The sequence below is a fragment of the Nostoc sp. genome (assembly GCF_036917275.1).
GTDB lineage: Bacteria > Cyanobacteriota > Cyanobacteriia > Cyanobacteriales > Nostocaceae > Nostoc.
In genome coordinates, this window is record NZ_JBALDF010000017.1 from 1 (window position 1) to 21,431 (window position 21,431).

The 21,431-nt window shown below is 42.1% G+C and carries 17 protein-coding genes and 3 pseudogenes; 13 read left to right on the forward strand and 7 right to left on the reverse strand.

The annotated features are described in order from the left end of the window. On the forward strand, positions 1 to 1,050 hold a 1,050-nt coding region (gene vnfG, locus V7K35_RS07015; protein WP_335077494.1), incomplete at its 5' end, for a V-containing nitrogenase subunit delta. A 5-nt stretch (positions 1,051 to 1,055) separates the two neighbouring features. On the opposite strand, the gene V7K35_RS07020 is transcribed toward vnfG, so the two are convergent. Then, positions 1,056 to 1,217 (reverse strand): hypothetical protein, encoded by a 162-nt coding sequence (locus V7K35_RS07020; RefSeq protein WP_335077496.1) that lies wholly within the window; start codon positions 1,215 to 1,217, stop codon positions 1,056 to 1,058. Between the two features lie 338 nt (positions 1,218 to 1,555). Here V7K35_RS07020 and vnfK point away from each other — a divergent pair, with 338 nt between their 5' ends. The 11 genes and pseudogenes from vnfK to V7K35_RS07070 all read left to right on the forward strand — a co-directional run bounded on the left by vnfK (position 1,556) and on the right by V7K35_RS07070 (position 12,434). After that, positions 1,556 to 2,941, forward strand: coding sequence for a V-containing nitrogenase subunit beta (vnfK, locus tag V7K35_RS07025; RefSeq protein WP_335077498.1), 1,386 nt, complete (start codon positions 1,556 to 1,558; stop codon positions 2,939 to 2,941). A 160-nt stretch (positions 2,942 to 3,101) separates the two neighbouring features. Further along, on the forward strand, positions 3,102 to 4,634 hold the full coding sequence (locus V7K35_RS07030; RefSeq protein ID WP_335077500.1) for a nitrogenase component 1: 1,533 nt from the start codon (positions 3,102 to 3,104) through the stop codon (positions 4,632 to 4,634). 324 nt (positions 4,635 to 4,958) lie between these two features. Further along, entirely contained in the window at positions 4,959 to 6,302 is a 1,344-nt protein-coding gene (locus V7K35_RS07035) for a nitrogenase component 1 (protein ID WP_335077502.1), read from the forward strand. A 16-nt stretch (positions 6,303 to 6,318) separates the two neighbouring features. After that, positions 6,319 to 6,495, forward strand: coding sequence for a hypothetical protein (locus V7K35_RS07040; RefSeq protein ID WP_335077504.1), 177 nt, complete (start codon positions 6,319 to 6,321; stop codon positions 6,493 to 6,495). Between the two features lie 591 nt (positions 6,496 to 7,086). Continuing rightward, positions 7,087 to 7,899: pseudogene (locus V7K35_RS07045) on the forward strand (NmrA/HSCARG family protein). Positions 7,900 to 8,057: 158 nt separating this feature from the next. After that, positions 8,058 to 9,122, forward strand: a complete 1,065-nt coding sequence (locus V7K35_RS07050; RefSeq protein ID WP_335077506.1) for an HlyD family secretion protein — start codon at positions 8,058 to 8,060, stop codon at positions 9,120 to 9,122. 197 nt (positions 9,123 to 9,319) lie between these two features. Continuing rightward, positions 9,320 to 9,912: pseudogene (locus V7K35_RS07055) on the forward strand (IS701 family transposase); the annotation flags it as partial. Between the two features lie 72 nt (positions 9,913 to 9,984). Beyond that, positions 9,985 to 10,155 (forward strand): annotated as a pseudogene (locus tag V7K35_RS29625) (IS701 family transposase); the annotation flags it as partial. Between the two features lie 706 nt (positions 10,156 to 10,861). After that, positions 10,862 to 11,062: a CopG family transcriptional regulator gene (locus V7K35_RS07060; RefSeq protein WP_335077508.1), complete on the forward strand. Its 201-nt coding sequence runs from the start codon at positions 10,862 to 10,864 to the stop codon at positions 11,060 to 11,062. Positions 11,063 to 11,807: 745 nt separating this feature from the next. Continuing rightward, a complete protein-coding gene (locus V7K35_RS07065; protein ID WP_335077510.1) occupies positions 11,808 to 12,101 on the forward strand; it encodes a hypothetical protein in 294 nt (97 codons plus the stop codon). A gap of 144 nt (positions 12,102 to 12,245) precedes the next feature. Further along, entirely contained in the window at positions 12,246 to 12,434 is a 189-nt protein-coding gene (locus tag V7K35_RS07070) for a hypothetical protein (RefSeq protein ID WP_335077512.1), read from the forward strand. A 281-nt stretch (positions 12,435 to 12,715) separates the two neighbouring features. On the opposite strand, the gene V7K35_RS07075 is transcribed toward V7K35_RS07070, so the two are convergent. The 4 genes from V7K35_RS07075 to V7K35_RS07090 all read right to left on the reverse strand — a co-directional run bounded on the left by V7K35_RS07075 (position 12,716) and on the right by V7K35_RS07090 (position 17,448). Then, on the reverse strand, positions 12,716 to 13,903 hold the full coding sequence (locus V7K35_RS07075) for an FAD-dependent monooxygenase (protein WP_335077513.1): 1,188 nt from the start codon (positions 13,901 to 13,903) through the stop codon (positions 12,716 to 12,718). A 177-nt stretch (positions 13,904 to 14,080) separates the two neighbouring features. Further along, positions 14,081 to 15,478 (reverse strand): ATP-binding protein, encoded by a 1,398-nt coding sequence (locus tag V7K35_RS07080; RefSeq protein ID WP_335077515.1) that lies wholly within the window; start codon positions 15,476 to 15,478, stop codon positions 14,081 to 14,083. Positions 15,479 to 15,509: 31 nt separating this feature from the next. Then, the gene (locus tag V7K35_RS07085; protein ID WP_335077517.1) at positions 15,510 to 17,174 is read right to left on the reverse strand and encodes an FAD-dependent oxidoreductase; all 1,665 of its coding nucleotides are present in this window, start codon (positions 17,172 to 17,174) and stop codon (positions 15,510 to 15,512) included. Between the two features lie 64 nt (positions 17,175 to 17,238). Beyond that, a complete protein-coding gene (locus V7K35_RS07090) occupies positions 17,239 to 17,448 on the reverse strand; it encodes a hypothetical protein (protein WP_334795068.1) in 210 nt (69 codons plus the stop codon). Positions 17,449 to 17,827: 379 nt separating this feature from the next. On the opposite strand from V7K35_RS07090, the gene V7K35_RS07095 reads away from it, so the two are divergent. After that, a complete protein-coding gene (locus V7K35_RS07095) occupies positions 17,828 to 18,133 on the forward strand; it encodes a helix-turn-helix domain-containing protein (protein WP_335077519.1) in 306 nt (101 codons plus the stop codon). Between the two features lie 540 nt (positions 18,134 to 18,673). On the opposite strand, the gene V7K35_RS07100 is transcribed toward V7K35_RS07095, so the two are convergent. Together V7K35_RS07100 and zwf are read right to left on the reverse strand one after the other, a co-directional pair. Beyond that, positions 18,674 to 19,144, reverse strand: a complete 471-nt coding sequence (locus V7K35_RS07100) for a hypothetical protein (RefSeq protein WP_335077521.1) — start codon at positions 19,142 to 19,144, stop codon at positions 18,674 to 18,676. A gap of 640 nt (positions 19,145 to 19,784) precedes the next feature. Continuing rightward, positions 19,785 to 21,317, reverse strand: a complete 1,533-nt coding sequence (gene zwf / locus V7K35_RS07105; protein ID WP_335077523.1) for a glucose-6-phosphate dehydrogenase — start codon at positions 21,315 to 21,317, stop codon at positions 19,785 to 19,787. Positions 21,318 to 21,431: the final 114 nt, after the last annotated feature.

Sequence of the window (21,431 nt, forward strand, 5' to 3'; positions counted from 1 at the left end):
CATTTGCCTTATGTGAATGGTCATGGCTACCACAATGGTCCATACATGGGCTTTGAAGGTGCGGTGAATATGGCACGGGATATGTACAATGCCATCTATTCTCCTCTGATGAAGTTGGCTCAAATTGATATCCGTGATGACCAAAATCCGGTAAGTACCAATGGTAATGGCAACGGTAAAGCTGCCAAAGGCCAATCTGAGGATGTCGTTTCTTTAATTCAACAGCAAGTTAAGGAAGCCACTTCAGAAGTCAAACAGCTAGTTAAGGAAACCACTTCAGAGGTCAAACAGCTAGCTAAGGAAACCACTTCCGAGGTCAAACAGCTAGTTAAGGAAGCTGCGCCACAGGCCAAACAGCCAGCTAAGGAAATCACTTCCGAGGTCAAACAGCTAGCTAAAGAAACTGCGCCGCAGGTTCAACAGCCAGCTAAGGAAGCTGCGCCGCAGGTTCAACAGCTAGCTAAGGAAACTGCGCCGCAGGCCAAACAGCCAGTTAAGGAAGTTGCGCCACAGGTTCAACAACCAGTTAAGGAAGTTGCGCCACAGGTTCAACAACCAGTTAAGGAAGTTGCGCCACAGGTTCAAAAGCCAGCTAAGGAAGTTGCGCCACAGGTTCAACAACCAGTTAAGGAAGTTGCGCCACAGGTTCAACAACCAGTTAAGGAAGCTGCACCACAGGTTCAACAGCAAGCTAACGAAATCGCGTCATACATTCAAGATCGAGCTGCACAAGTCACAAAATTAATTCAAGAACGGTGTTTGTGGCAGTTTCACTCGCGTGCATGGGATCGGGAAGAAAACATCAATGGTGTTCTCAATATGGCCGCCCAAATCTTGACTGGAGAAAAGGTGGTTCTAGAAACCTTGATTGACAGGGGTTTCTATGCAGATGCGAAGATCCTTTCGGCTGACCTAGAAATCAGGTTTTCATGGTTAGGTAGCATGGAAAACTCGCAAAAGAAGGCAGTACTGGAATCTGTTAAGGCAATGCTGATCGATATTGTAATAACCAAGTCGAAGAATGGTGAATTGCATTATTCGCTTTATTAAAGCAATTAGATCGGTAATTCAACCCTCCGGGTGACGCTCCTGCGTCGCTCTAAGGGAAGCTCGAAGGTTTTACGCTGAACTAACGGCAGTTCTTCTTGGGGGAAACCCTCAAGGACTGCCTCACCAAACGAACGGCGTTGCTCAATTGGAGTATGAATTAGAGTCAAGTCATCCTGTTAGTGTTTGTGCAGAAATTTTCTTACAGGGTAGAGAGTGATGTCTACGACGAGCTACGCACCAATAACATTCCCAAGAATTCTAGTGTCCGCGTACCGTCTTACTACAGAGGCATCTCATCTAGTTTCCAAGATTTTTAGGAAATTCAATTCTACTTTTCTTCTGTAATCGGCGGTATGCGTAGCTTACTTCCTGGTAGCGTAAAGCGTTAGCGATCACTCGCCGCAGGCATTGCTCTACTTTCTTAAGCTCAAAATGACAATTCATATCTTCGTTGAACAACGCCAAACAAAATCACGCAATTTTTTACCACATAGGAGTCAAGAGAATGTCTTTAGTTGTAAAACAGAAAGAACGCAAGGGAATCATCAATCCTATATTTACCTGTCAGCCTGCTGGGGCTGAATATGCTGCAATTGGAGTAAAAGATTGTATTCCCCTGGTGCATGGAGGACAGGGATGTAGTATGTTCGTTCGTCTGCTGTTTGCCCAGCATTTGAAGGAAAATTTTGACATTGCTTCTTCTTCACTCCATGAAAATAGCGCTGTCCTTGGAGGACAGCCACGTATTGAGGAAGCTGTACACACCTTAGTCGCACGATATCCCGATTTACGGATTATTCCAATTATTACGACTTGTTCAACTGAGACGATTGGGGACGATATCGAAGGAACCATTAACAAGTTGAACGGCCAGTTAAAGACAGCCTATCCCGATCGCAAAATTGTCCTTGTTCCCGTGCATACCCCCAGTTACAAAGGTAGCCAGGTCAGTGGCTATAATGTCGGCATACATGCAATCATTTCTAGCCTGGCAAAAAAAGGCGAACCAACTGGCAAGTTGAACCTCATTACTGGGTGGCTTAACCCTGGAGATGTCACCGAAATCAAGCGCATCTTAAAAGATATGGATGTTCCAGCAAACATCTTAGTGGATACAGAATCCTTTGATGCGCCCACGATGCCCGATAAGACAAGTTTTGCCTTTGGGAATTCAACCATTGAAGAAATTGCTGATTCTGCTAATGCGTTGGGAACTATTGCCTTATGCAAATATGAAGGAGGCAGCTCAGCTGAATTCTTACAAGAGAAGTTTAAGGTTCCTGCAATTATTGGTCCAACACCAATTGGCATCAAAAACACTGACGTCTGGCTGCAAAATATCCAGAAACTGACTGGCAAACCAATACCAGAATCTTTAGTTAGAGAACGCGGAAAGGCTATCGATGCGATCGCCGACCTCGCCCACATGTTCTTCGCTAACAAGAAGGTAGCTATTTACGGAGATCCCGATCTGGTAATTGGCCTAGCAGAGTTCTGCTTGGAATGTGAGTTAGAGCCAGCACTGATGTTGTTGGGAGACGACAACAGAGCTACCAGCAAAGACCCAAGAATTGCTGCGTTAGAGAAGCAAGCAGCCTGTGATATCGAAGTCATCTGGAATGCAGACCTTTGGGAATTGGAGCGCCGCATTAAAGATAAATCCATGCAAATCGACTTGATTCTAGGTCATTCCAAAGGTCGATATATTTCTATCGATCACAAAATTCCAATGGTTCGGGTTGGCTTCCCCAGCTTTGACCGGGCAGGTCTGTGGAAATACCCCGTTATTGGCTATAAAGGAGCAGAATGGCTAGCAGACACCATTGCTAACACCATGTTTGCAGATATGGAGAACAAGCACGATCGCGAGTGGATCTTAAACGTTTGGTAGGAGGAATTGAGGATTTAATTTTAACGCAAAGGAACGCAGAGTAAAGCGCAAAGGAGCGCAGAGTTTGAGTGCTGGAGCGTCTATTCAAAACTTTGCGTTCCTCTGCGCTAACCTCAGCGACTCTCTGCGTTTAAAAAAGATAAAATATTGGAGAGCAATCATGACTGCAACAAGTATAGATAAGAATGTCGTATTTTACGGAAATTTGAGCGAACTGTATCGCTTGGCAAAAGAGGGTAAAATTAAGACTACTTTACAAGGTAGTCATACCCGCCCCTGTAAATTTTGGACTGCAACGAAGATTTTAAGTGGGATTAAAAATGCGATCGTCATTTCTCACGGGCCGAGTGGCTGTGCTTATGGAGTAAAGCGGGCATACAAGCTGACCAATAGCCGCAATAGTGGTTCACCTTATGAACCCGTGGTGACTACGAACATGAGTGAAAAGGCGGTAATTTTTGGTGGAGAAAAAGAATTAGCAGGCGCGATTCGAGAAGTAAATGAAAAATACCATCCAGATGCGATCGTTGTTGCCACTAGTTGTGCGTCTGGTATTATTGGGGACTGTGTTGATGATGTCGTGAATAAGGCGCGTGGCGAAATTCAGTCTGAGATCATGACGATACATTGTGAAGGATTTGCCGGGGAATATCGCAGTGGATTTGATATCGTATTTCGGCAAATCGTAGACTTTATGGAGCCGCCAACTCCAGAGCGGAAGGCACAACTAGCCGATGCTGTCAATATTGTAGGCGCAAAGATGGGCCCTGAAAGAACAGAAGTCGAAACTGATGTTAAAGAACTGGTGCGATTAATAGAAGGAATGGGGGCACGAGTTCATAGCGTCATCGCTGGTGACTGTACTTTAGAAGAACTCAAGCAAGCACCGAGTGCGGCAGTCAACTGTACTTTATGTTTGGATCTTGGCTATACCATCGGCAAAGCCATGTCAGACAAGTTTGGTACTCCGCTAAATTCTACCATCCTTCCCTATGGAATCGCTGCTACAGAAAAATGGCTCGAAGGGGCGGCAAAATATTTAGGCATGGAAGAACAAGCGGCTGCCCTAATGGAAAAGGAATATGCCGCAATTAAGACTGAATTTGAAGCAGCTAAGGGTTATATAGAGGGGAAGTTAGCGATTATCGAAGGACATGATGCTATCAAGTGCTTATCCCTTGCTCACATGTTGGATCGTGATTTTGGGATGCGTGTAGTAATCTATAACTTCCATCCCTGGAGTACAGAAGCACGAGAAACCAGTGTAGACTACCTATTGGAAACAGGGTTAGACCCGGAAATCTTGATTACGAAAGGGACGCTGGCCTTTGGCAAGTACGAGTCCATGAAACAAACCGAAGATGAATTACTAGATTTTATTGGTGGTCTTGATGCAGAATCGGTAGTTTATTTTGGTTCTTCCTTAAGTTTCCCCCATATTCCCGTAGTCGATTTAAATGCTATCTTAAATCGTCCCAGATTTGGCTATCGCGGAGCCTTAAAGGTCGCAAGGTGTATTGAAACAGCACTCCAATATGCCTTTAGACCTCGGAGTGCTTTAACCAAGCAAATGGTATTCCCTAAAGATTCCGGGTTAGCATCTGTTCAATCACTAAGCGGAAAATTAGCTCAAGATATGCCTGATTGTACCGTATATGCAGAGAAGAGACGGGGAAAATGTATGAACGAGTAATAAATGAAATGTGACTTTGCTAAATAAAAGTATGGATTTGTCTCAAACAGAAAATTGTAGGTTGGGTAGAACTTTAGTGTTACCCAACAAACTCTTCGGAAATGTTGAATTTTGTTCCTCAACCCAACCTACGTAGACTGATACGAACAAAGCTTAAGCCAAAAATGTCAAGGCAGAAGCTGTTACAGGCTGCGCGAAACACGAAAATGTCAAGGCAGAAGCTGTTACAGGCTGCGCGAAACACGGAAACGTTAAGGCAGAAGCTGTTACAGATTGCGTGAAACGCGTTTACCACAGTCAAACTTTAGAGAAATAGGAGGAAAAATGTCTGCTGAAACGACTTTTGACAATTGTAACCATAGTAAAGACCCAGTAGTTGGCTGTGCTCTTGAAGGTATTGCAACTACAGTTGCTGGTATTAAAGATGTCAGTATTGTGATTCAGTCTCCACAGGGTTGCGCGTCTACTGTCGCAGCTGGGTATGATGCTCATGAGGTTGATTTCACCAAACGGAAAGTAGGTTGTACTCGTCTTTTTGAGTCAGACATTGTGATGGGAGCGTCTGAGAAACTTAAAGGGATGATTAAAGAGGCTGATCAATCTTTTGATTCTAAGGTGATGTTTGTCGTTGGAACTTGCGCGGCAGACATCATTGGTGAAGATATTGCGGGATTATGCAACCAGCTCCAGCCAGATATCAAAGCCAAACTCGTTCCTTTAATGGCTGGTGGGTTTCGGGGCAATGCTTACGATGGCTTGGAGATGGGTTTGGAAGCTTTACTTCCTTTTATCAAAAAAAGGCAGACCAAGAGAAGGGGCAGGAAGCCAAGGATTGTAAATATCATTGCACCACAGGCAAATCTAAATCCTACTTGGTGGGCTGATTTGGAATGGGTAAAGCAGACGTTAAAATCTTTAAGGATTAAAGTACAGACGGTCTTCTCTCATAATACCTCCTTTGAAGAACTAGAGCAAGCTGGTGAGGCAACCGCCAATATTGTTCTCAGTCATGATGTTGGGTATAAGTTTGCTCGCAAAATGCAACAGACTCATAACATCCCTTTGATCCTTGATGATATACCTTTACCAATAGGTGTAAACAACACTACTCGGTGGTTGAAGGCATTAGCGGCACATTTCAAGATAGATGAAAAAGTGGAGCCAATCATCAAACAAGGCGAAGAAATGGTTGTAGATACACTTCGCAAACGAGCATTGATGATTATTCCCCGATATCGTAACTGTAGAATTGCCATATCTGCGGATGGGACGCTTGGCATTGGACTGGTGAGAATGCTCTTTGAAGAATTGGAGATGATTCCAGAAATCTTATTATTTCGCTCGGCGATGCCTGATTCTCGTTCAATTTTGGAGCGAGAACTGTACAGCCTCGGTCTTACTTCCCATATAGTATTTTCGGCAGATGGCTATCAGGTAAAACAGACCTTAGAAGAGTTTGATGTTGATGCTGTGATTGGCTCGGCATGGGAAAAATACATGGCAGAGGAACTAGGAATAAAAATTGCTTTTGATGTATTTAGCCCCACTAACAGAGAAACTTATGTTGACAAGCCATATTTTGGTTATGAAGGCATGATTAATATCATGGAAGTGATTGCTAACGATTGGGATAGAGCCTTTCGTTCCAAAGAGATTAATTGGACATAAAAAGGTATTGTGTCTGATGCACAGTTATAAAGAAGTATTGTGCTACACGTCTGGAGTAACGGCGATCGCTACAACGGGGAGTAACTGCCGTAAGCATTGCGTTAGCGAAAAGACTGCCTGCCGTAAAATGCCTATACTTTTACCAGGAAGCAAGCTACCCGTAGCGTCTCCTTTAGGAGAAAGGCTGCTGTAGGGCGAACATAGCAATCCTATTTGTGAAAATTCTTGGTGTCCAGATCCCCGACTTCGTAAAAGTTATCAGGGATCTAACTTTTCACGAATGATTTAGAATTGCTATAGTATTGATTTAATATTTGCAGTTACTCAAAATATTGAGTTCATACAACGCTTAACAGTTCAAGCCTAATTCTTCTGCTTAATTGTTTGTTACATACTTATAAATTTAGGGCTTACGCAAAAATTGCTAAAAAGCTTAATTTATCGAACCGCCAAGACGCCAAGAATCGTAGAGTGTGCGTAAGTCATAAAATTTTCTCCACGACTTACTTATATCGAATGGGTTATGCTTGCAAGCTGCGGTTTCTTAGCCGTATTCGAAGCGATCGCTTTTTCTATTCTTCAGAAGGCAGAAGTACGTTCGCGTAGCGTCTCCGACACGAGAAAGCAGCTATGCTGAAAGAAATTCACGTTTAAAAATGTGTGATTGATCTGGGTTTGTTAATGCGTTCCCATACAATGCCAATGCATTCCTTAGAATTGCACCACATCGGCTCCTTGAATGACTGCCTCTAAAATAACTTCTGAATTGTCGAATCTCAGATAACTGTCAACGCCAGGGTCAGTAGCGCGTCATCTTTTGCAGCACGGAAATTTTAAGGTACGCGCCTTTGTGCGCGACCCAAACAAGCCTGCTGCTCAAGCACTCCAACAAGCGGGGACAGAACTGGTAGTAGGAGAGTTTAGCGATCGCGCTTCACTTGAAGGCGCTCTGCAAGGTGCCTATGGCGTTTTTTCGGTGCAGAACTTCCAAGATGGAATGGAAACTGAAATCCGTCAGGGGAAAGCGGTCGCAGACGCAGCGAAAGCGGCGAGTATCCAGCATTTCGTCTACAGTTCGGTGGGTAGCGCCGAACGTAAAACTGGTATTCCGCATTTTGACAGCAAGTTTTAAGTCGAAGAACACATCCGAGCGATCAAGTTACCCTACACGATTATGCGTCCGGTTTTCTTCTTTTACAATTACAACGCGATGCGCCTAATGGTTGAAAACGGAACGCTTTCCCAGCCGCTCAGTCCCAAGACGAAATTGCAGCAACTTTCCGAAGAAGATTATGGGGAGATGGTCGCTGAGGTTTTCAAGCGCCCCGCAGATTTCTTGAACCGCGAACAGGAAGTCGCAAGTGTGGATATGACAATGACGGAAATCGCAGCCGCATTCAGCAGCGTTTTCGGAAAAAACGTCGAATATCAACAAATTCCATTTGAAGCGTTTGAGCAGCAAGCCGGAGAGGAAGTGACCACAATGTATCGCTGGTTTGAGAACGTCGGTTACGCAGCGGATTTGGCGCAGTTGAAACGCGATTTTCCTGAACCGACCGACTTTGAATCCTATTTGCGCGATCGCTCCTACCGTTGATCAAGGTCAGCAAAACTGGGCGGATCATTAGATATAGTGACTTATGAAGCTATTTTGAGAGAACTATGCACTCAAGTGATATTTACCGTATTCTGAAAGTGGACTAGTTAAGTAGTGCCAATTGTTATACGGAGATATTTTTTACACAAAAAACACTAATGAAACGCTTGAATTTTTTACAACAGTTCCAAAAAGTTACAACATTATCAGAACAAAAAACTCCCGTGTTGTCGCAACAGGAGCCAACTAACACTTCTACTGAATCAAACAATCCTTTCAACAAAAAATTATCACCTTCTTGGGTTCGGTATCTGCTACTGCTTACAGGATCGGGAGTATTATTGGGTGTTGTTGCAATTTATTTAGGAAATTATGCTTACCATCAATGGCAATATAGGCAAAAACATCTAGAAACTGATAATGCTCATGTCACCGCAGAGATCAACCCTGTAACTACTCGTGTATCAGGAATAGTCACTGAAATTACATTTAATGATAATCAAATTGTATCTCCGGGCATGGTATTAGTGAAACTTGACAAAAATAACTATCAATTATCTCTGGCACAGGCAAAAACATCTCTAGAATTAGCTAAACAGCAAGCAGCATTGGCACGGGAAAAAATTCTCAAAATTGCTATTGATACTCCAGAACCACAGCCAATTCGCAAAAACGAAAATGCTCAAATAGAACAACGAGCTTTGATTAAAAAAAGAACTTTACAAGCACAAGTCCTGAATCATCAAAAGAGGCTAAATGAGCAACAATATAAGATAGCGTTGGCTACTTTTACTCAAAAGCAGGTAGAGGTAAAAAAAGCGGAACTGGAGTTGGACTACACTAACATTGCGACTGTGGTTGGTGGACTAGTTGGCAATAAAAATGTCCAAGTAGGACAGCAGGTGCTTCCAGGGCAAACTCTCTTATCAATAATGCAGCCACGTCCTTGGATTATTGCCTATTTTCCAGAAAAGCAGTTAGAAAAGATACAGCCAGGGCAAAAGGTAAAAATTACAGTCTCAGCCTTTGCTAATCAGCAGTTTCAAGGCCAAGTAGATAGTATCGCCTTTATACCACAAGATAATCTTACGAGTAATTCAGCTTCTAATAATTCATTACATCAAATTCCTGTCAAGATTGTGTTTGATGAATCAAGTATTCAAGGTTACGAATCTCGATTTAATCCGGGAATGTCAGCAATTGTAAAAGTTGAAACTAAATAAAACTTCTTAAAATTACTTCTCAGTAAGTTTTTTGAATCTCTTTAGCACCCCGAATTTCAAAAAATGGTTACATGAGGTGATTACCCACTCTTGCGTGCCGCCTCTTGGGCGTCTTTGCTAGCGGGACTTAAACAAAACTGAAATACGAAAAAGGATATAATGCTTAATTAGCGTAGCTTTCACATTGAAAGAAGCTCATGAAAGAAACCATTACCGCAGCCATGCCCCCGTGCTTTGAAAGATGGTGTAAAAGATTTGATGATGTGTTTACTCATAAAGCTCAAAAAAGAGAGTTTAGACACTATCTAGGGGGATTATTAGGTGAAAGTGAGAGAAAAAACCTGTTTCAAATGGCTTCTAATGCTGTAGAGGTTACTTACCACCGATTACACCACTTTTTAACCGAAGCACCCTGGTGTAGCGATCGGGTGAATGAGCGTCGGTTAGAAATCATGAACAAGTGTAGTCAGACGAGAATCAGTAGAGGCTTTAGCCTCATAATTGATGATTCTGGACATAAAAAGAGTGCGGAGCCGGAGACGCTCCGCCTCCGGGTAATTTTACTGCGGGAGTAGGGAGGCAGTATATCGGAGAAATAGGTAAAACAGATAATGGAATAGTAGTAGTAGTAACAACACATTTATCTGATGGGAGAAAAAGCTTACCGTTAGATATCGAATTATATCAGCACGCTGATTCTTTAGCACAAGGGAAACAAGACCCTCTATTTGAGAAGAAACCAGAACTAGCAATCAAGTTAATAGATAAAACTCTAAACAGGGACTTCCAAAGAATAAATTATTCCAAGAAAAACAAGGGACAGGATTTTTCCAGAATGATAATTATTTTGATGTGTTAGAAGAGGGAAAGAGAGTTTAGGCATTATTTAGGGGGATTATTAGGAGAAAGTGAGAGCATATTCCTGCTCGCAGAGAACGCGGTAGGGGAAACTTACCATCGTTTACACCACTTTTTAACCGAGGTCCCTTGGTCTAGTTCCCTGGTTAACGAACGCCGCTTGGAGATCATGAACAATAGATAAACAAGATATTCTGATTAGTTTTCATACTCCAAAAATGCGTCAATTATCAGAATTTACTATTGGGTAAGACAAGAATTATACTATACAAATATATTTTTTAGAATTGAAAGTATATAATTAAAAATGAATTATAACGTAGATATTTTGCTATTCATTAAATTAATTACTACTCAGGATGCATATATTGATAAATTAAAATTAATGCGAATAGAGAACTTAATTAAAAATTGGTATGAACTACAAATAAATTTATTTCTTTAAGTAGCTCGTGACTTTATTTTAGAACACCTATCACAGAAGGTAGGCTTAATTGCATAATATCAATTTTGTGTAAATACGTAAATTCTAGTTCAACTTCCTAATCTCCTCCAAAATATTCCGGCGATTTTTATACTGTGGCTCTACTCTTTATCACAAGGATCAGGGTTGATGCAACAATTAGACTGGACAGTTTGGTTTGGTAATCGTTAGCAAATTTTGTATCCAGAAGCTGTTCATCTGAATCTAAAATTCATATAAGTGATTTATTGGTGAAGTTTTTGATTACATGTAAATACATTAGCGTGGTTATGTCTAGAATATTCTTATGGCAAGGCAAGTATGCTGTGGTTAACATCTAGCTAGTATTGTTATTTATTAACTATTGCGAGAGTGCTTTGTAAATTTAATTTTTCAATTTTGATTAATAGAGCAAGTCATGAACAAAAAATGGGCTGTCAAACGAATGACGATAAATCTTACATCAACTGAGAGCGAAAAACTTGAACGATATTGTGCGATTACAGGCAGACCAGCAACTGACGTTATTCGAGAGTTGATTCGCTCTCTTGAAGTAACTCATCTTGAAGCCTCTGAACAGAATGGTGCTAAGATAAGCCCAGAGTCTTGTGCTGCCTAGTTACTAGCCTCCAGGCTGGGAATGTATTCTCAAAGGCTCTGCCTCGATCTTACTAGTGGAGGCAAAGCCTCCCAAGAGCGGTTAAGAGCCTAGAAGTTGGGAAGCAGTCACAGCAAAGGCTGTGTCTTAACTTAGTACCATTCGCCTCTGAACATTCTGTACCCATAAAGACTAGCTGTGTTACTCATACACTACAGCTAGTTAGTATACGTTAGAGGTAGGGGCAATTATTGATGATTTCTTTGTGGTTCTTAGCTCAGACTGCTGTTGAGCAAAATAGTCAATGATTTCAGCCGGAGTCAAAATTATTGAGCGGGTAGAGTACGGAATTAATCTAATTAAATAATTACTCAGTATAAGGCGTGATCAGAGGTGGCGCGTGATGTTAGAGTTCAAGGACATTGACTCGCAGAAATTTGGTCAATTAGTAACAGATGCCCCATAGTAGACTGAATGGATGGCTTGATTTACCATTTGCTGCGAACTAGTTGACTGTTAATTTCTAACTTCCTCATAAGAGTGCAGGTGAACAGTCCTGCAATATCTAAATGGCAGATTGAATGTGAGTATGCCTTTCAATATACCTATATATGAATATACTTTACCGCTCTCATCTATGCAATTAGATGCTTGAAAATAGAATTTTGAATGTTTTAATATTATTAAAGAATTTGCAGTTCGATGTCAGCATCTTCTCAATAGTTTTGTAAGTTAATAATTTTTAGCTAATTGGCAATTAAAAGCTATGGAAAATACATTAATCGATAAAACCTTTCGTGACAGTGATGGCAAAATTGTTATAGCTCAGATGCCAAATCTACCTCTTATTGTTTGGATAGTAACCAGTATACTTGCTCTAATTTTTACGAGTGGCAAAATTAATACAGTCTTAGACGTAGTAGCAAATGGCTCCTTGTTTACTTGGGCCTGGCTAGAATTATTTCAAGGTGTTAATTATTTTCGCAGAGCGTTAGGTCTATTCGTATTAATTGGTATTATTACATCAAAAATTATTAGTTATAATAGATTAAGTAATTAATTAAAATATTTATACAAGCGATTGCAAGTAATGAAGGTACAATGAGGGAAGTGCATCTATGCAACAGGTGGTGTCTACAAAGTTCAGATAAGCTTTCATAACAAACGAGCGACAATTTATTTTGCTGACGGTAACCAAACAACCATGAAGTTGAACCAGCAGGTAATCACTGATTCAAACAATATTGAAGGTTTTGGAAAACTAGGGCAATATCCTGTAAATAATATATTCAGTGTTGGGTTGGTATATGGCAATGATTGGTCTGACAGCAGTAATGGTCAATTGCAACAGTCCAATCTGCTAGACAGGTTATGGAAAATTAGTTTGGAGTGAATACCAATGTTGACTAATTTTCTCCTATCACAAGTTAATCAACACCCAATTCTCACAACTGAAATCAGCTTTCAAGAATAATTACTCAAAAGTGGCTTGGTTAAAACGGGTAGCTCGCAGGTAAAATGCCCGAATCATCTGGCTTTTGAAGAAGCTTAGAAGATCGCAAAGGCATCAAAGGCTGGGGTATAGAAGTAGTCCAAACAAAAGTTGCCTTGAAACTGTCGCCAGTGTATAAGGTTAGTTATCTCTCTACTTGTTTGAATTACTTAAGGGAGCTATTATTCCCAATCAGGTTGGTAATCAAACAACCATCTAAATTGCAAGTCAGCTAACCAGGTGGGAGTAAGCTTGTAAATCCAGTCGCGGAGGATACATCCCATTGCAGAGGTAGTTTGTCCAAGCTGACCAACCTGGCGAGAAGTAGTAAATACACGACTAACTCGTTTGCTACGACTTTGCTCAAATTGACGCAACAGTGACACTACTTGGTTGCTGTTAGTAAGATTAGTAAGCAACTTCACAAGTTCAAACGCATCTTCTATTGCCATACAACCCCCTTGTCCAAGACTTGGTTGGACAGGATGTGCTGCATCTCCGATTAAGGTAACTCGACCATTTCCCCAAGAACTAGCTATTGGTTGGCGATCAAAAATATCATCTCGATAAATGTTTTCATTTTCCAAAACCTTGAGGATGGAAGCTACAGGTTCGGCATAATCTGAAAATATCAACTTTAGAGCATTCAAGGAACCTCCAACTGAGTCGTCATTTTCACCTTTAGCACTGTTATTAAAAGCATAAAAGGAGAATTGCCCTCCTCCGATATCAAAATATCCAAAGCGATTACCCTGACCCCAAAATTCCATCCAACTATATTTTTTATCTAATGGAAGACTTGAACCTTGAAAAAAACCTCTCCAGCAACACATGCCACTGTACTCTGCTTCCTCTAATCGTTCTTGACCATTGAGGCTGGCTCGTACTTTTGAGTAAAGACCATCTGCCCCTACTAATATGTCCCCAGTTGTCGTACTACCATCTTGAAAATAAACTTGCACACGATCTCCTACCTCCTCAAATTTATCAAATGTCATACCAGTCCTGACTATTCCTTCAGGCAATGCTTCATATAGAATCTGTTGTAATTCCGGTCGAGAAAGACATATACCCAAGTCTTCTTCACCTATAAATTGCGGGGAGTTTATGTACAATGGTTTTCCTTTTTTATTAAAAAACCCTCCTTGGCAAATTTTGCCTCCTTGTTTGTAAAAACGTTCATAAATTTTCCCTGACCATAAGAGTTTGTAAACACGCATAGCATTTCTTTGAATAAATATCCCTCCTGCACCGGAGAGCATTTCATTCAACTGGCGTTTCTCATATAGCTCAACTTCAATTCCTGCATCTAAATAAGCACGGGCTAAAGTTAAACCCCCAATTCCACCACCAATCACAATTACTTTCATTTTTTACAGGTTAATTTGCCGAATATTTAGAGTAAATGATCCAAATAACTTGCCATCTTTAGTCATGATTTCTTGACAGTTAATTTTAGATATTCTGGGATTAAATTATACTTGTATTTTCCATTTATAGATTGTAGGCTGACATGAAACACAAAAATTTGTAGAGTCAAGAATGATTCATTTATTTGACTTGGGCAAGCAAATAGTGAAACAAGTTCTACCTGGCTGCGACTCAAATGAGAGTGTACCGTGATGGCGATTTTCTACAATCCGGCGAACGGTTTCCAAACCGAGTCCTGAACCACGCCCCACTGATTTGGTAGTGAAGAAAGGTTCAAAAATGCGGGTTTTAATTTCAGGTGGAATTCCACTACCAGAATCGATGATGTCAATATGGGCAAAGCGATCGCAATGGTATGTTGTAATTTCTAGCAGTCCCTTACCATCCATTGCATCTATGGCGTTGTCAATTAAGTTCGTCCATACCTGATTCAGTTCGCTGCCATAAGCAAGAATTTTAGGAAGATGTTGATCATAATTACGTTGTACTTGGATGCCGCATTTGAGTTGATGAGCAAACAATCGCAATGTATCTTCTAAACCTTGATGCATATTCACTTCTTGCTGAACACCTTGATCTAGGTAAGTATAAGACTTCATCGCTTGCACAAGTTCAGAAATCCTTTCGGCTCCTCGCAAACCATGTTTAATCATTGACATGACTTCAAACGAGAGCGATAACCAGTGCAATCCCATTTCTCGCAATTCAGTGTCGTCGTTGCGCCAACGTTCCATGAGATGATCTAGGGTTTCTACCTCAACACCGCCTTCTGCTAAAGGTTCCGCTAATTTCCATGCCTGGTTCACACCATAATCTTCTAACCATTCCAGCAACACGGTTTCGCGATCGCTTAATGTCACCGGATCTAGGCGATTATTCAAAATCGCATCATAGCCCTGATCGCGTACTCTCAACCAGTGTTGAGTATGCGCTTCCTCAATATTGCGTTGCCCATAAACTAAGTTCATTCGTTGTAACTCTAGGATGGCGGCTGGCATTTCCCCTAAAGTCCGAACCAGGGCTGCGGCTGGGTTGTTGAGTTCGTGAGCTAGACCTGCGGTAAGTGTCCCTAAAGCTGCCATCTTTTCCCGCCCACGAATAAAAGACTCTAGCCCCCGGACACGACGTTGCATAATACGGAAAATCATCCGTTCAAAATCACGAGATTCATGCAGCAGTTTGCAAAAGTCTTCTCCTTTTAATTCATAAAGGCTGCAATTTGTCAATGCCCACATTGTCACAGGTACAGGTTCATCTGTGAGGACTGGAATTTCACCAAAAAAGGATGGGGCTTCATGTTGCCCGATGGGAATTTCAACTCCTTGACTGCGGCGGGCGAGATTAATTTTACCTTTGATTAGGATAAATAAGCCGTGTGCAGGATCTCCCTCATGTGCCAACACTTCTCCAGCATGGAGTTCAACCGTTTGAGCGCGATCGCAAACCCACTCCAATTGCTCTTTAGAAAGCTGTTGAAACGGGTCTAAGTTAATCAATTCTTCAATACACAACATCAATTAACCTCCTTAGTTTTTCCCGTTCCAACTAAACATTGCTCAGGTAGCGGTGAACGAATTGAATGGCGATCGAACCTTCACCCACACCGGATGCCACCCGCTTAATTGACCCGGATCGCACATCTCCGGCTGCAAAGATGCCAGGAACGTTGGCTTCTAGCAAAAAAGGTGAACGTTCCAAACGCCAGCCTGGAGGAGATTTGCCATTATGCATCAAGTCGGGGCCTGTGATGATAAACCCCTGAGCATCGCGTCGAATAACACCATCGAGCCAATCAGTTTTAGGGCTAGCACCGATGAAGATAAAAAGCGATCGCGCTGGCACAGTTTCAGTTTGTCCAGTCTTAGCATGGGCAATCACAATTTCTTCTAGATGTTCATCTCCCTTCACTTCCACAACGCTACAACCTGTGCATACTTTAATATTTGCAGTAGCCGCAATTTGGTCAATCAAATATTGGGACATACTTGATGAGAGTGACTCACCTCGCACCAATATAATCACTTTGCTGGCATACTTAGAAAAGTGCATAGCTGCCTGTCCAGCGGAGTTTGCCCCGCCTATCAGATAAACCTCCTCATTGCTACAGGCGATCGCCTCAGTCATCGCAGCACCGTAATAAATTCCTGCCCCTGTCAGCTTCTCGGCTCCTGGGACATTCAGCCAACGGTAGGAAACGCCGGTTGCAACTAAAAGTGCATGGCAACTAATCTCGCTGCCATCCGCCAATTGCAAAACCCGATAAGGATCTTGCAGCCTAACCCCAGTTACTACTTGAGGAGTAAGAATCTCTACCCCAAATCGTCGCGCCTGAGTGACTCCCCGCCTTGCCAAATCACTGCCACTCAAGCCAACAGGAAACCCCAGATAGTTCTCAATGCGTGAACTCGTGCCTGCTTGTCCGCCCGGTGCTTCACGCTCAATTAAGACAGTACTCAATCCTTCAGAAGCGCCATAGACGGCGGCTGCTAGTCCGGCAGGGCCACCACCTACGATCGCCAAGTCATAAAAGGGGCGTTCTGCCTGGGTTTGTAGTCCAATTTTAGCGGCAATCTCTAAATTAGATGGTTGGATTAATCGAGAACCATCGGGAAATAGTACCAAGGGCAATTGCTGTCTGCCATCAGCTTCTGCGTATTCTACTAATTTTACTGCATCTGGCTCCAGTTCAATATCTAACCACTTATAGGGAATCTGGTTACGCGCCAGGAAGTCTTTCGCCTGATGGGAAAAAGGCGACCAACGATTACCAATCACTCGAATCCCTTCAAATGGTGGGCGGAATCCAGCTAGCCAGTCATCTAGCAAATCATCCAAAACCGGATATAGCCGTTCTTCTGGTGGATTCCAGGGCTTGAGTAAGTAATAATCAAGTCTGGCACTATTAATTGATTTAATAGCAGCATCCGTATCTGCATAGGCCGTCAGCAAAGCACGTTTCGCATCAGGAAAGATGTCTTTTGCCTGTTCAAGGAACTCCACACCTCCCATTTGGGGCATTCTTTGATCCACCAAAAATAGAGCAACTGCTTCATTCCGTAATTTGAGTTGCTGCACCGCGTTCAGAGCGGTGATACCAGAATTTGCCCGGACAATGCGGAAGCGATCGCCATACTGATGCCGCAAGTCTCGTGACACCGCTTGCAACACTTCTGGATCATCATCGACGGTTAAAATTGCAGGTTTCGCCATAACTACTGTTACTTAAGGATTACAGTACCAAGCTGTTATCTTCAAAAATCTGTTGTTAAAATATCTACTGTTTAACCTGTTGCTTTAAACGAAGGTATGCCTCTTCTGGTGTCAATGCTTCTGATTGATTTTCATTAGGTATATAAAATACCCAAGTATCTGGAAAGTAATGCACCACAAAGCTTGGAATCAGACCCAAACTTACTGCTTGCTTTCCAAGTTTCTCAGCTTGTTCCTCTAAACTCAGTTGGTCATGAAATGGTTGTTCAGCCATACTTTTCATCTCCCTGCACTTTTTTTGACCCTGGAAGAACCTTCACATTCAATACCTGGATTGCACGAATCACTTTTAAGTAATTCACCATGTTCCAGAATGAGCTTGAGAATATTTTGGTATACTACCAAAATAATTTCAAATATGCTTTTGTAGAAAATCATAAAGCTATTTTGGTCATTCACGTTAATCTGAAATTGAATTGGATAAGAAAGCAGGGCATTTCTTCTCTTGAAGTACTAGGAAATCATCTCTGCTTACTGTCAAGTCGGCAATTGGCTAAAAGCCATGATTAGGGGCGATCGCCGTCTCTAACATCTGCAATCGAAGACAAGGCTCTGGTAGAAAAGGTTTTTCGCTAGGAAAAATTAAACACTGCTTGGTAAACACTGCTTGGCAAGCAATGGGACGCCCTTTGAACTTAGAGATCAGTCAGAGGGCTGAATATCTGTCAAAAAGTCTCAAGAAGGCTCGTACTGATTTTGAGAAAGAACGGTTGCTTCTTCTGTGGTGGATAAAAACAGGACTTGTAACACCGGATCAGGAATTAAGCCGCATGTTGGGAAGAGATGGCTCAACCGTAATACGCTGGTTGCAAAAGTATCGACAAGGGGGACTAGGGAAACTGTTAGAGGTGAAAGCTTCCCCTGGAGCAACCCGGAAGATACTCTTGACAGATGCGTAAGCGATTCCAGGAGAAACTCGAATATCCTGGGGAGCCACTGCGCCCTTGCAGTTTCCTGACTTGTACCCCTACGGAGATATTGCTACGCGCAGCGTCTCCCCTTCTCACATTGGCAGAGGCTAGCGCCAAGGGAGAAGCAAGTGGCGTTTGAGGAACGAAACCCAACATTAACAAGAAGTAAATGTTGGGTTTCACTGGCTTCAACCTAACCTACATTGATAGATTTTATTATAAGTAATCACCCGAACTTGATTAGGACTTACGCACACTCTACGATTCTTGGCGTTCTTGTCTAACGAGACGCTTCGCGTCGGCGGAGCCTCTCGCAGAGAAGGCGTCTTGACGGTTCGATAAATTAAGCTTTTTGGCAATTTTTGCGTAAGTCCTGTTGATATAAGATAAACTTAACGAATTATCTTTTGATAGGTAAATAGTATGCTCACAAAGGCGTTTAAGCAAAAGGGTTTTATGACTAATCACTAAAATCTTCACCTCAAGCTCCGATTTGGCATATTTGATAATATGAATACTAATCATCGCTCACTTTGGAAATTGATTTTTATAAATTGAAAAGTTCAATTCCTTTTGAATGCTTTCGGCGTTATTATACAAACTTATTACTCTATAATCATTACTTGGACAGCTAATATCTGGAGATTTTTGTCCTTGATAAATGACTTCAGTTGATGTCCCAAACGAAACAGATTTTGCACATGGCTTATATGGTAATTTTGATAGTGGTTTAGCTGCTAAAATATCATTAAAAAATTTAGTAGCTGTGTTCACTTTTATTTCACCTGCACCTTTCCTGTTGCAAACAGTATAAGTTGCTTTTCCTGACGGCAAGACGCGAATTATATACTTGCAAGTATTCGTAGACCCTTTATTAATAATAACTCCTGGCTCTTGAGTAGTTGGAGTTTGTGCAAGTATTTTCGGAGAGAAAACACATAATGGTGTAACTAGCAACCCTGAAAACAAGCTAATTTTGTATAAGTTAAAAATTTTCATTGTCACCTCACATTGATTTTTTTAGTTATTTAGAGAAATTTTAACTTGTTTAGTTAATGCTTGATTAAAAAATTAGATTTATAAACAGTGCAGTTATTAAACAGAAATTATAGGGAATATTTAAAAACTATAGTTGATCATATACTTTTCATATATCATTAGTGTGTCAATTTTGTGTCATAAATCCATAAGATTTTCATGTGGTATCCTGATTGAAGTATGCTCTGTCAATGAGGATAGCAGCCCTATTAAGGCGAGCAAGGGAGCTTTGGCTAGTTGTCCCGTAGAAAGGTCAGTTATTTGGAAGTTGACATTGAGTGGTAAATTCGTCAAAAAGTAGTATTTTTCGAGATAAATGTATTTTTATCAGGTGAAACTGGTAACATCCTCGTTTTAGTTTGCATTTCCGAGTGAAAACATAAGAGTCTTGGGATGAGAGGGCTAGCACTGTTAAAGTATATTGTTTGGTTGTTGCTCAACAGTTGGGGCGTACTGAACTTAGGTCTGATTCATTAACAGCTTTCCTATTAAATAAGCCGTTGTCAGGGTAAATAAGAGAAAATTAATGGGGCATCCCTTCCACTTCAAAGAAAGCCAAGTAAGTATGGATGCCAGCAATATCTCTGGTAAGAATTATAGGTCAATCCGGGAGCCACTGCCGACCATCGCGCACCAACAAATCATCTGCTGCCAATGGTCCCCATGAGCCTGCTGTGTAGTTGGGAAAGTTTTCAGGTGACGTGGTTGCCCAAGCCTCCAGAATGGGGCTGACAACGCTCCAGCCCAGTTCTACGTTGTCTGAGCGCTGAAACAGAGTCGCATCACCGATCATGCAGTCGTAGAGTAAGGTTTCATAGCCGGTACTCGGAATCTTGCCAAAGTAGTCATTATAGCAAAAGTTCATTTCAACCGCATCCATCGTCATGGCGGGACCAGGCACTTTTGCGCCAAATTTGAGATGAATTCCTTCCTTTGGTTGAATGCGGATGGTCAAAAAATTGGGTGTGAGGCGATCAATCGATGTTTGGCGAAACAATAGTGAGGGTACTTGCTTAAATTGAATTGCAATTTCTGTGACGCGTTGAGTCAGACGCTTACCGGTTCGGAGATAAAACGGCACCCCTGCCCAACGCCAGTTGTCAATGTTCAGCTTTAAGGCAGCATAAGTTTCAGTAGTAGAATCGGAGGCAACTCGTGACTCTGAGCGATAAGCAGGCACTTGAGTATCCTTCACTGTTCCTGCACCATATTGTCCCCTGACAGTATGAGTTTGCACAGTTTCAGCAGTCAGCGGAATGATCGACTTCAATAGTTTTGACTTTTCATCACGCACCTCATCGGCTGAAAACGAGATCGGTGGTTCCATCGCCGTCATTGCCAGCAGTTGAAAAAGATGGTTTTGCACCATGTCCCGCAATGCCCCTGTGCCTTCATAAAAGTTGCCTCTGCCTTCGACCCCAACCGTTTCGGCTACGGTAATCTGTACGTGATCAATATGTTCACGATTCCAAATCGGTTCAAATAAGCCATTACCAAACCGAAACACTAGAATGTTTTGTACAGTCTCTTTTCCCAGGTAGTGATCAATGCGGTATATCTGTTTTTCCTCAAGGACAGCACCAATGGATTTATTCAGGGCACGAGCTGATTCCAAGTCGTGCCCAAATGGTTTCTCGATGATGACTCGCCGCCATTGATTATTGTCTTCGCGCACCAATCCTGCCGCACCCAGCTGCGTAATGATGTCGTAAAAGAAGTTAGAGGCAGTTGCCAGGTAGAACAAATAGTTTCCCTGAGTGCCACAGTCTTGATCGACTTGAGTTAGTAAGTCTTGCAACTGATGGTAGGTGTCAGCTTCTTGAAACTCACCAGCAAGATAGTAGAGTCGTTGCTCAAGCGGTTGCCAGAGATGATCGTCTACGGGAACCGTTGCGAACTCATGAATGTCTTGGGCGAGTTTGCTGCGAAAATCATCCTGGCTCATTGGACTGTGTGCGACTCCAATGATCGCAAATTCCGGCGGCAGCAAATTGCTTTGTTTGAGGTTGTAGAGAGCGGGAAGCAGCAGACGCTTGGTTAAATCTCCCGCTGCTCCAAAGATAACGATCACGCAGGGTTCTACTTGATGGATTGAGGCTTCAACAGGAACTTTGGGCGTGGTAGCAGCCGTCATGATATGAATCTCCGTATGTTCTTCAAGATATCCACCAAACTATAGCGCATTGCAGACAGCAGTTTGTCTACAAACTCACCTTCACCTCTGGAGCTTAATTATTAGTGGAGTGCA

Coding starts and splice junctions, on each gene's coding strand:
- vnfK (WP_335077498.1), top strand. CDS start 1,556: ATGTCTTTAGTTGTAAAACAGAAAGAACGCAAGGGAATCATCAATCCT.
- V7K35_RS07030 (WP_335077500.1), top strand. CDS start 3,102: ATGACTGCAACAAGTATAGATAAGAATGTCGTATTTTACGGAAATTTG.
- V7K35_RS07035 (WP_335077502.1), top strand. CDS start 4,959: ATGTCTGCTGAAACGACTTTTGACAATTGTAACCATAGTAAAGACCCA.
- V7K35_RS07040 (WP_335077504.1), top strand. CDS start 6,319: ATGCACAGTTATAAAGAAGTATTGTGCTACACGTCTGGAGTAACGGCG.
- V7K35_RS07050 (WP_335077506.1), top strand. CDS start 8,058: ATGAAACGCTTGAATTTTTTACAACAGTTCCAAAAAGTTACAACATTA.
- V7K35_RS07060 (WP_335077508.1), top strand. CDS start 10,862: ATGAACAAAAAATGGGCTGTCAAACGAATGACGATAAATCTTACATCA.
- V7K35_RS07065 (WP_335077510.1), top strand. CDS start 11,808: ATGGAAAATACATTAATCGATAAAACCTTTCGTGACAGTGATGGCAAA.
- V7K35_RS07070 (WP_335077512.1), top strand. CDS start 12,246: ATGAAGTTGAACCAGCAGGTAATCACTGATTCAAACAATATTGAAGGT.
- V7K35_RS07075 (WP_335077513.1), bottom strand. CDS start 13,903: ATGAAAGTAATTGTGATTGGTGGTGGAATTGGGGGTTTAACTTTAGCC.
- V7K35_RS07080 (WP_335077515.1), bottom strand. CDS start 15,478: ATGTTGTGTATTGAAGAATTGATTAACTTAGACCCGTTTCAACAGCTT.
- V7K35_RS07085 (WP_335077517.1), bottom strand. CDS start 17,174: ATGGCGAAACCTGCAATTTTAACCGTCGATGATGATCCAGAAGTGTTG.
- V7K35_RS07090 (WP_334795068.1), bottom strand. CDS start 17,448: ATGGCTGAACAACCATTTCATGACCAACTGAGTTTAGAGGAACAAGCT.
- V7K35_RS07100 (WP_335077521.1), bottom strand. CDS start 19,144: ATGAAAATTTTTAACTTATACAAAATTAGCTTGTTTTCAGGGTTGCTA.
- zwf (WP_335077523.1), bottom strand. CDS start 21,317: ATGACGGCTGCTACCACGCCCAAAGTTCCTGTTGAAGCCTCAATCCAT.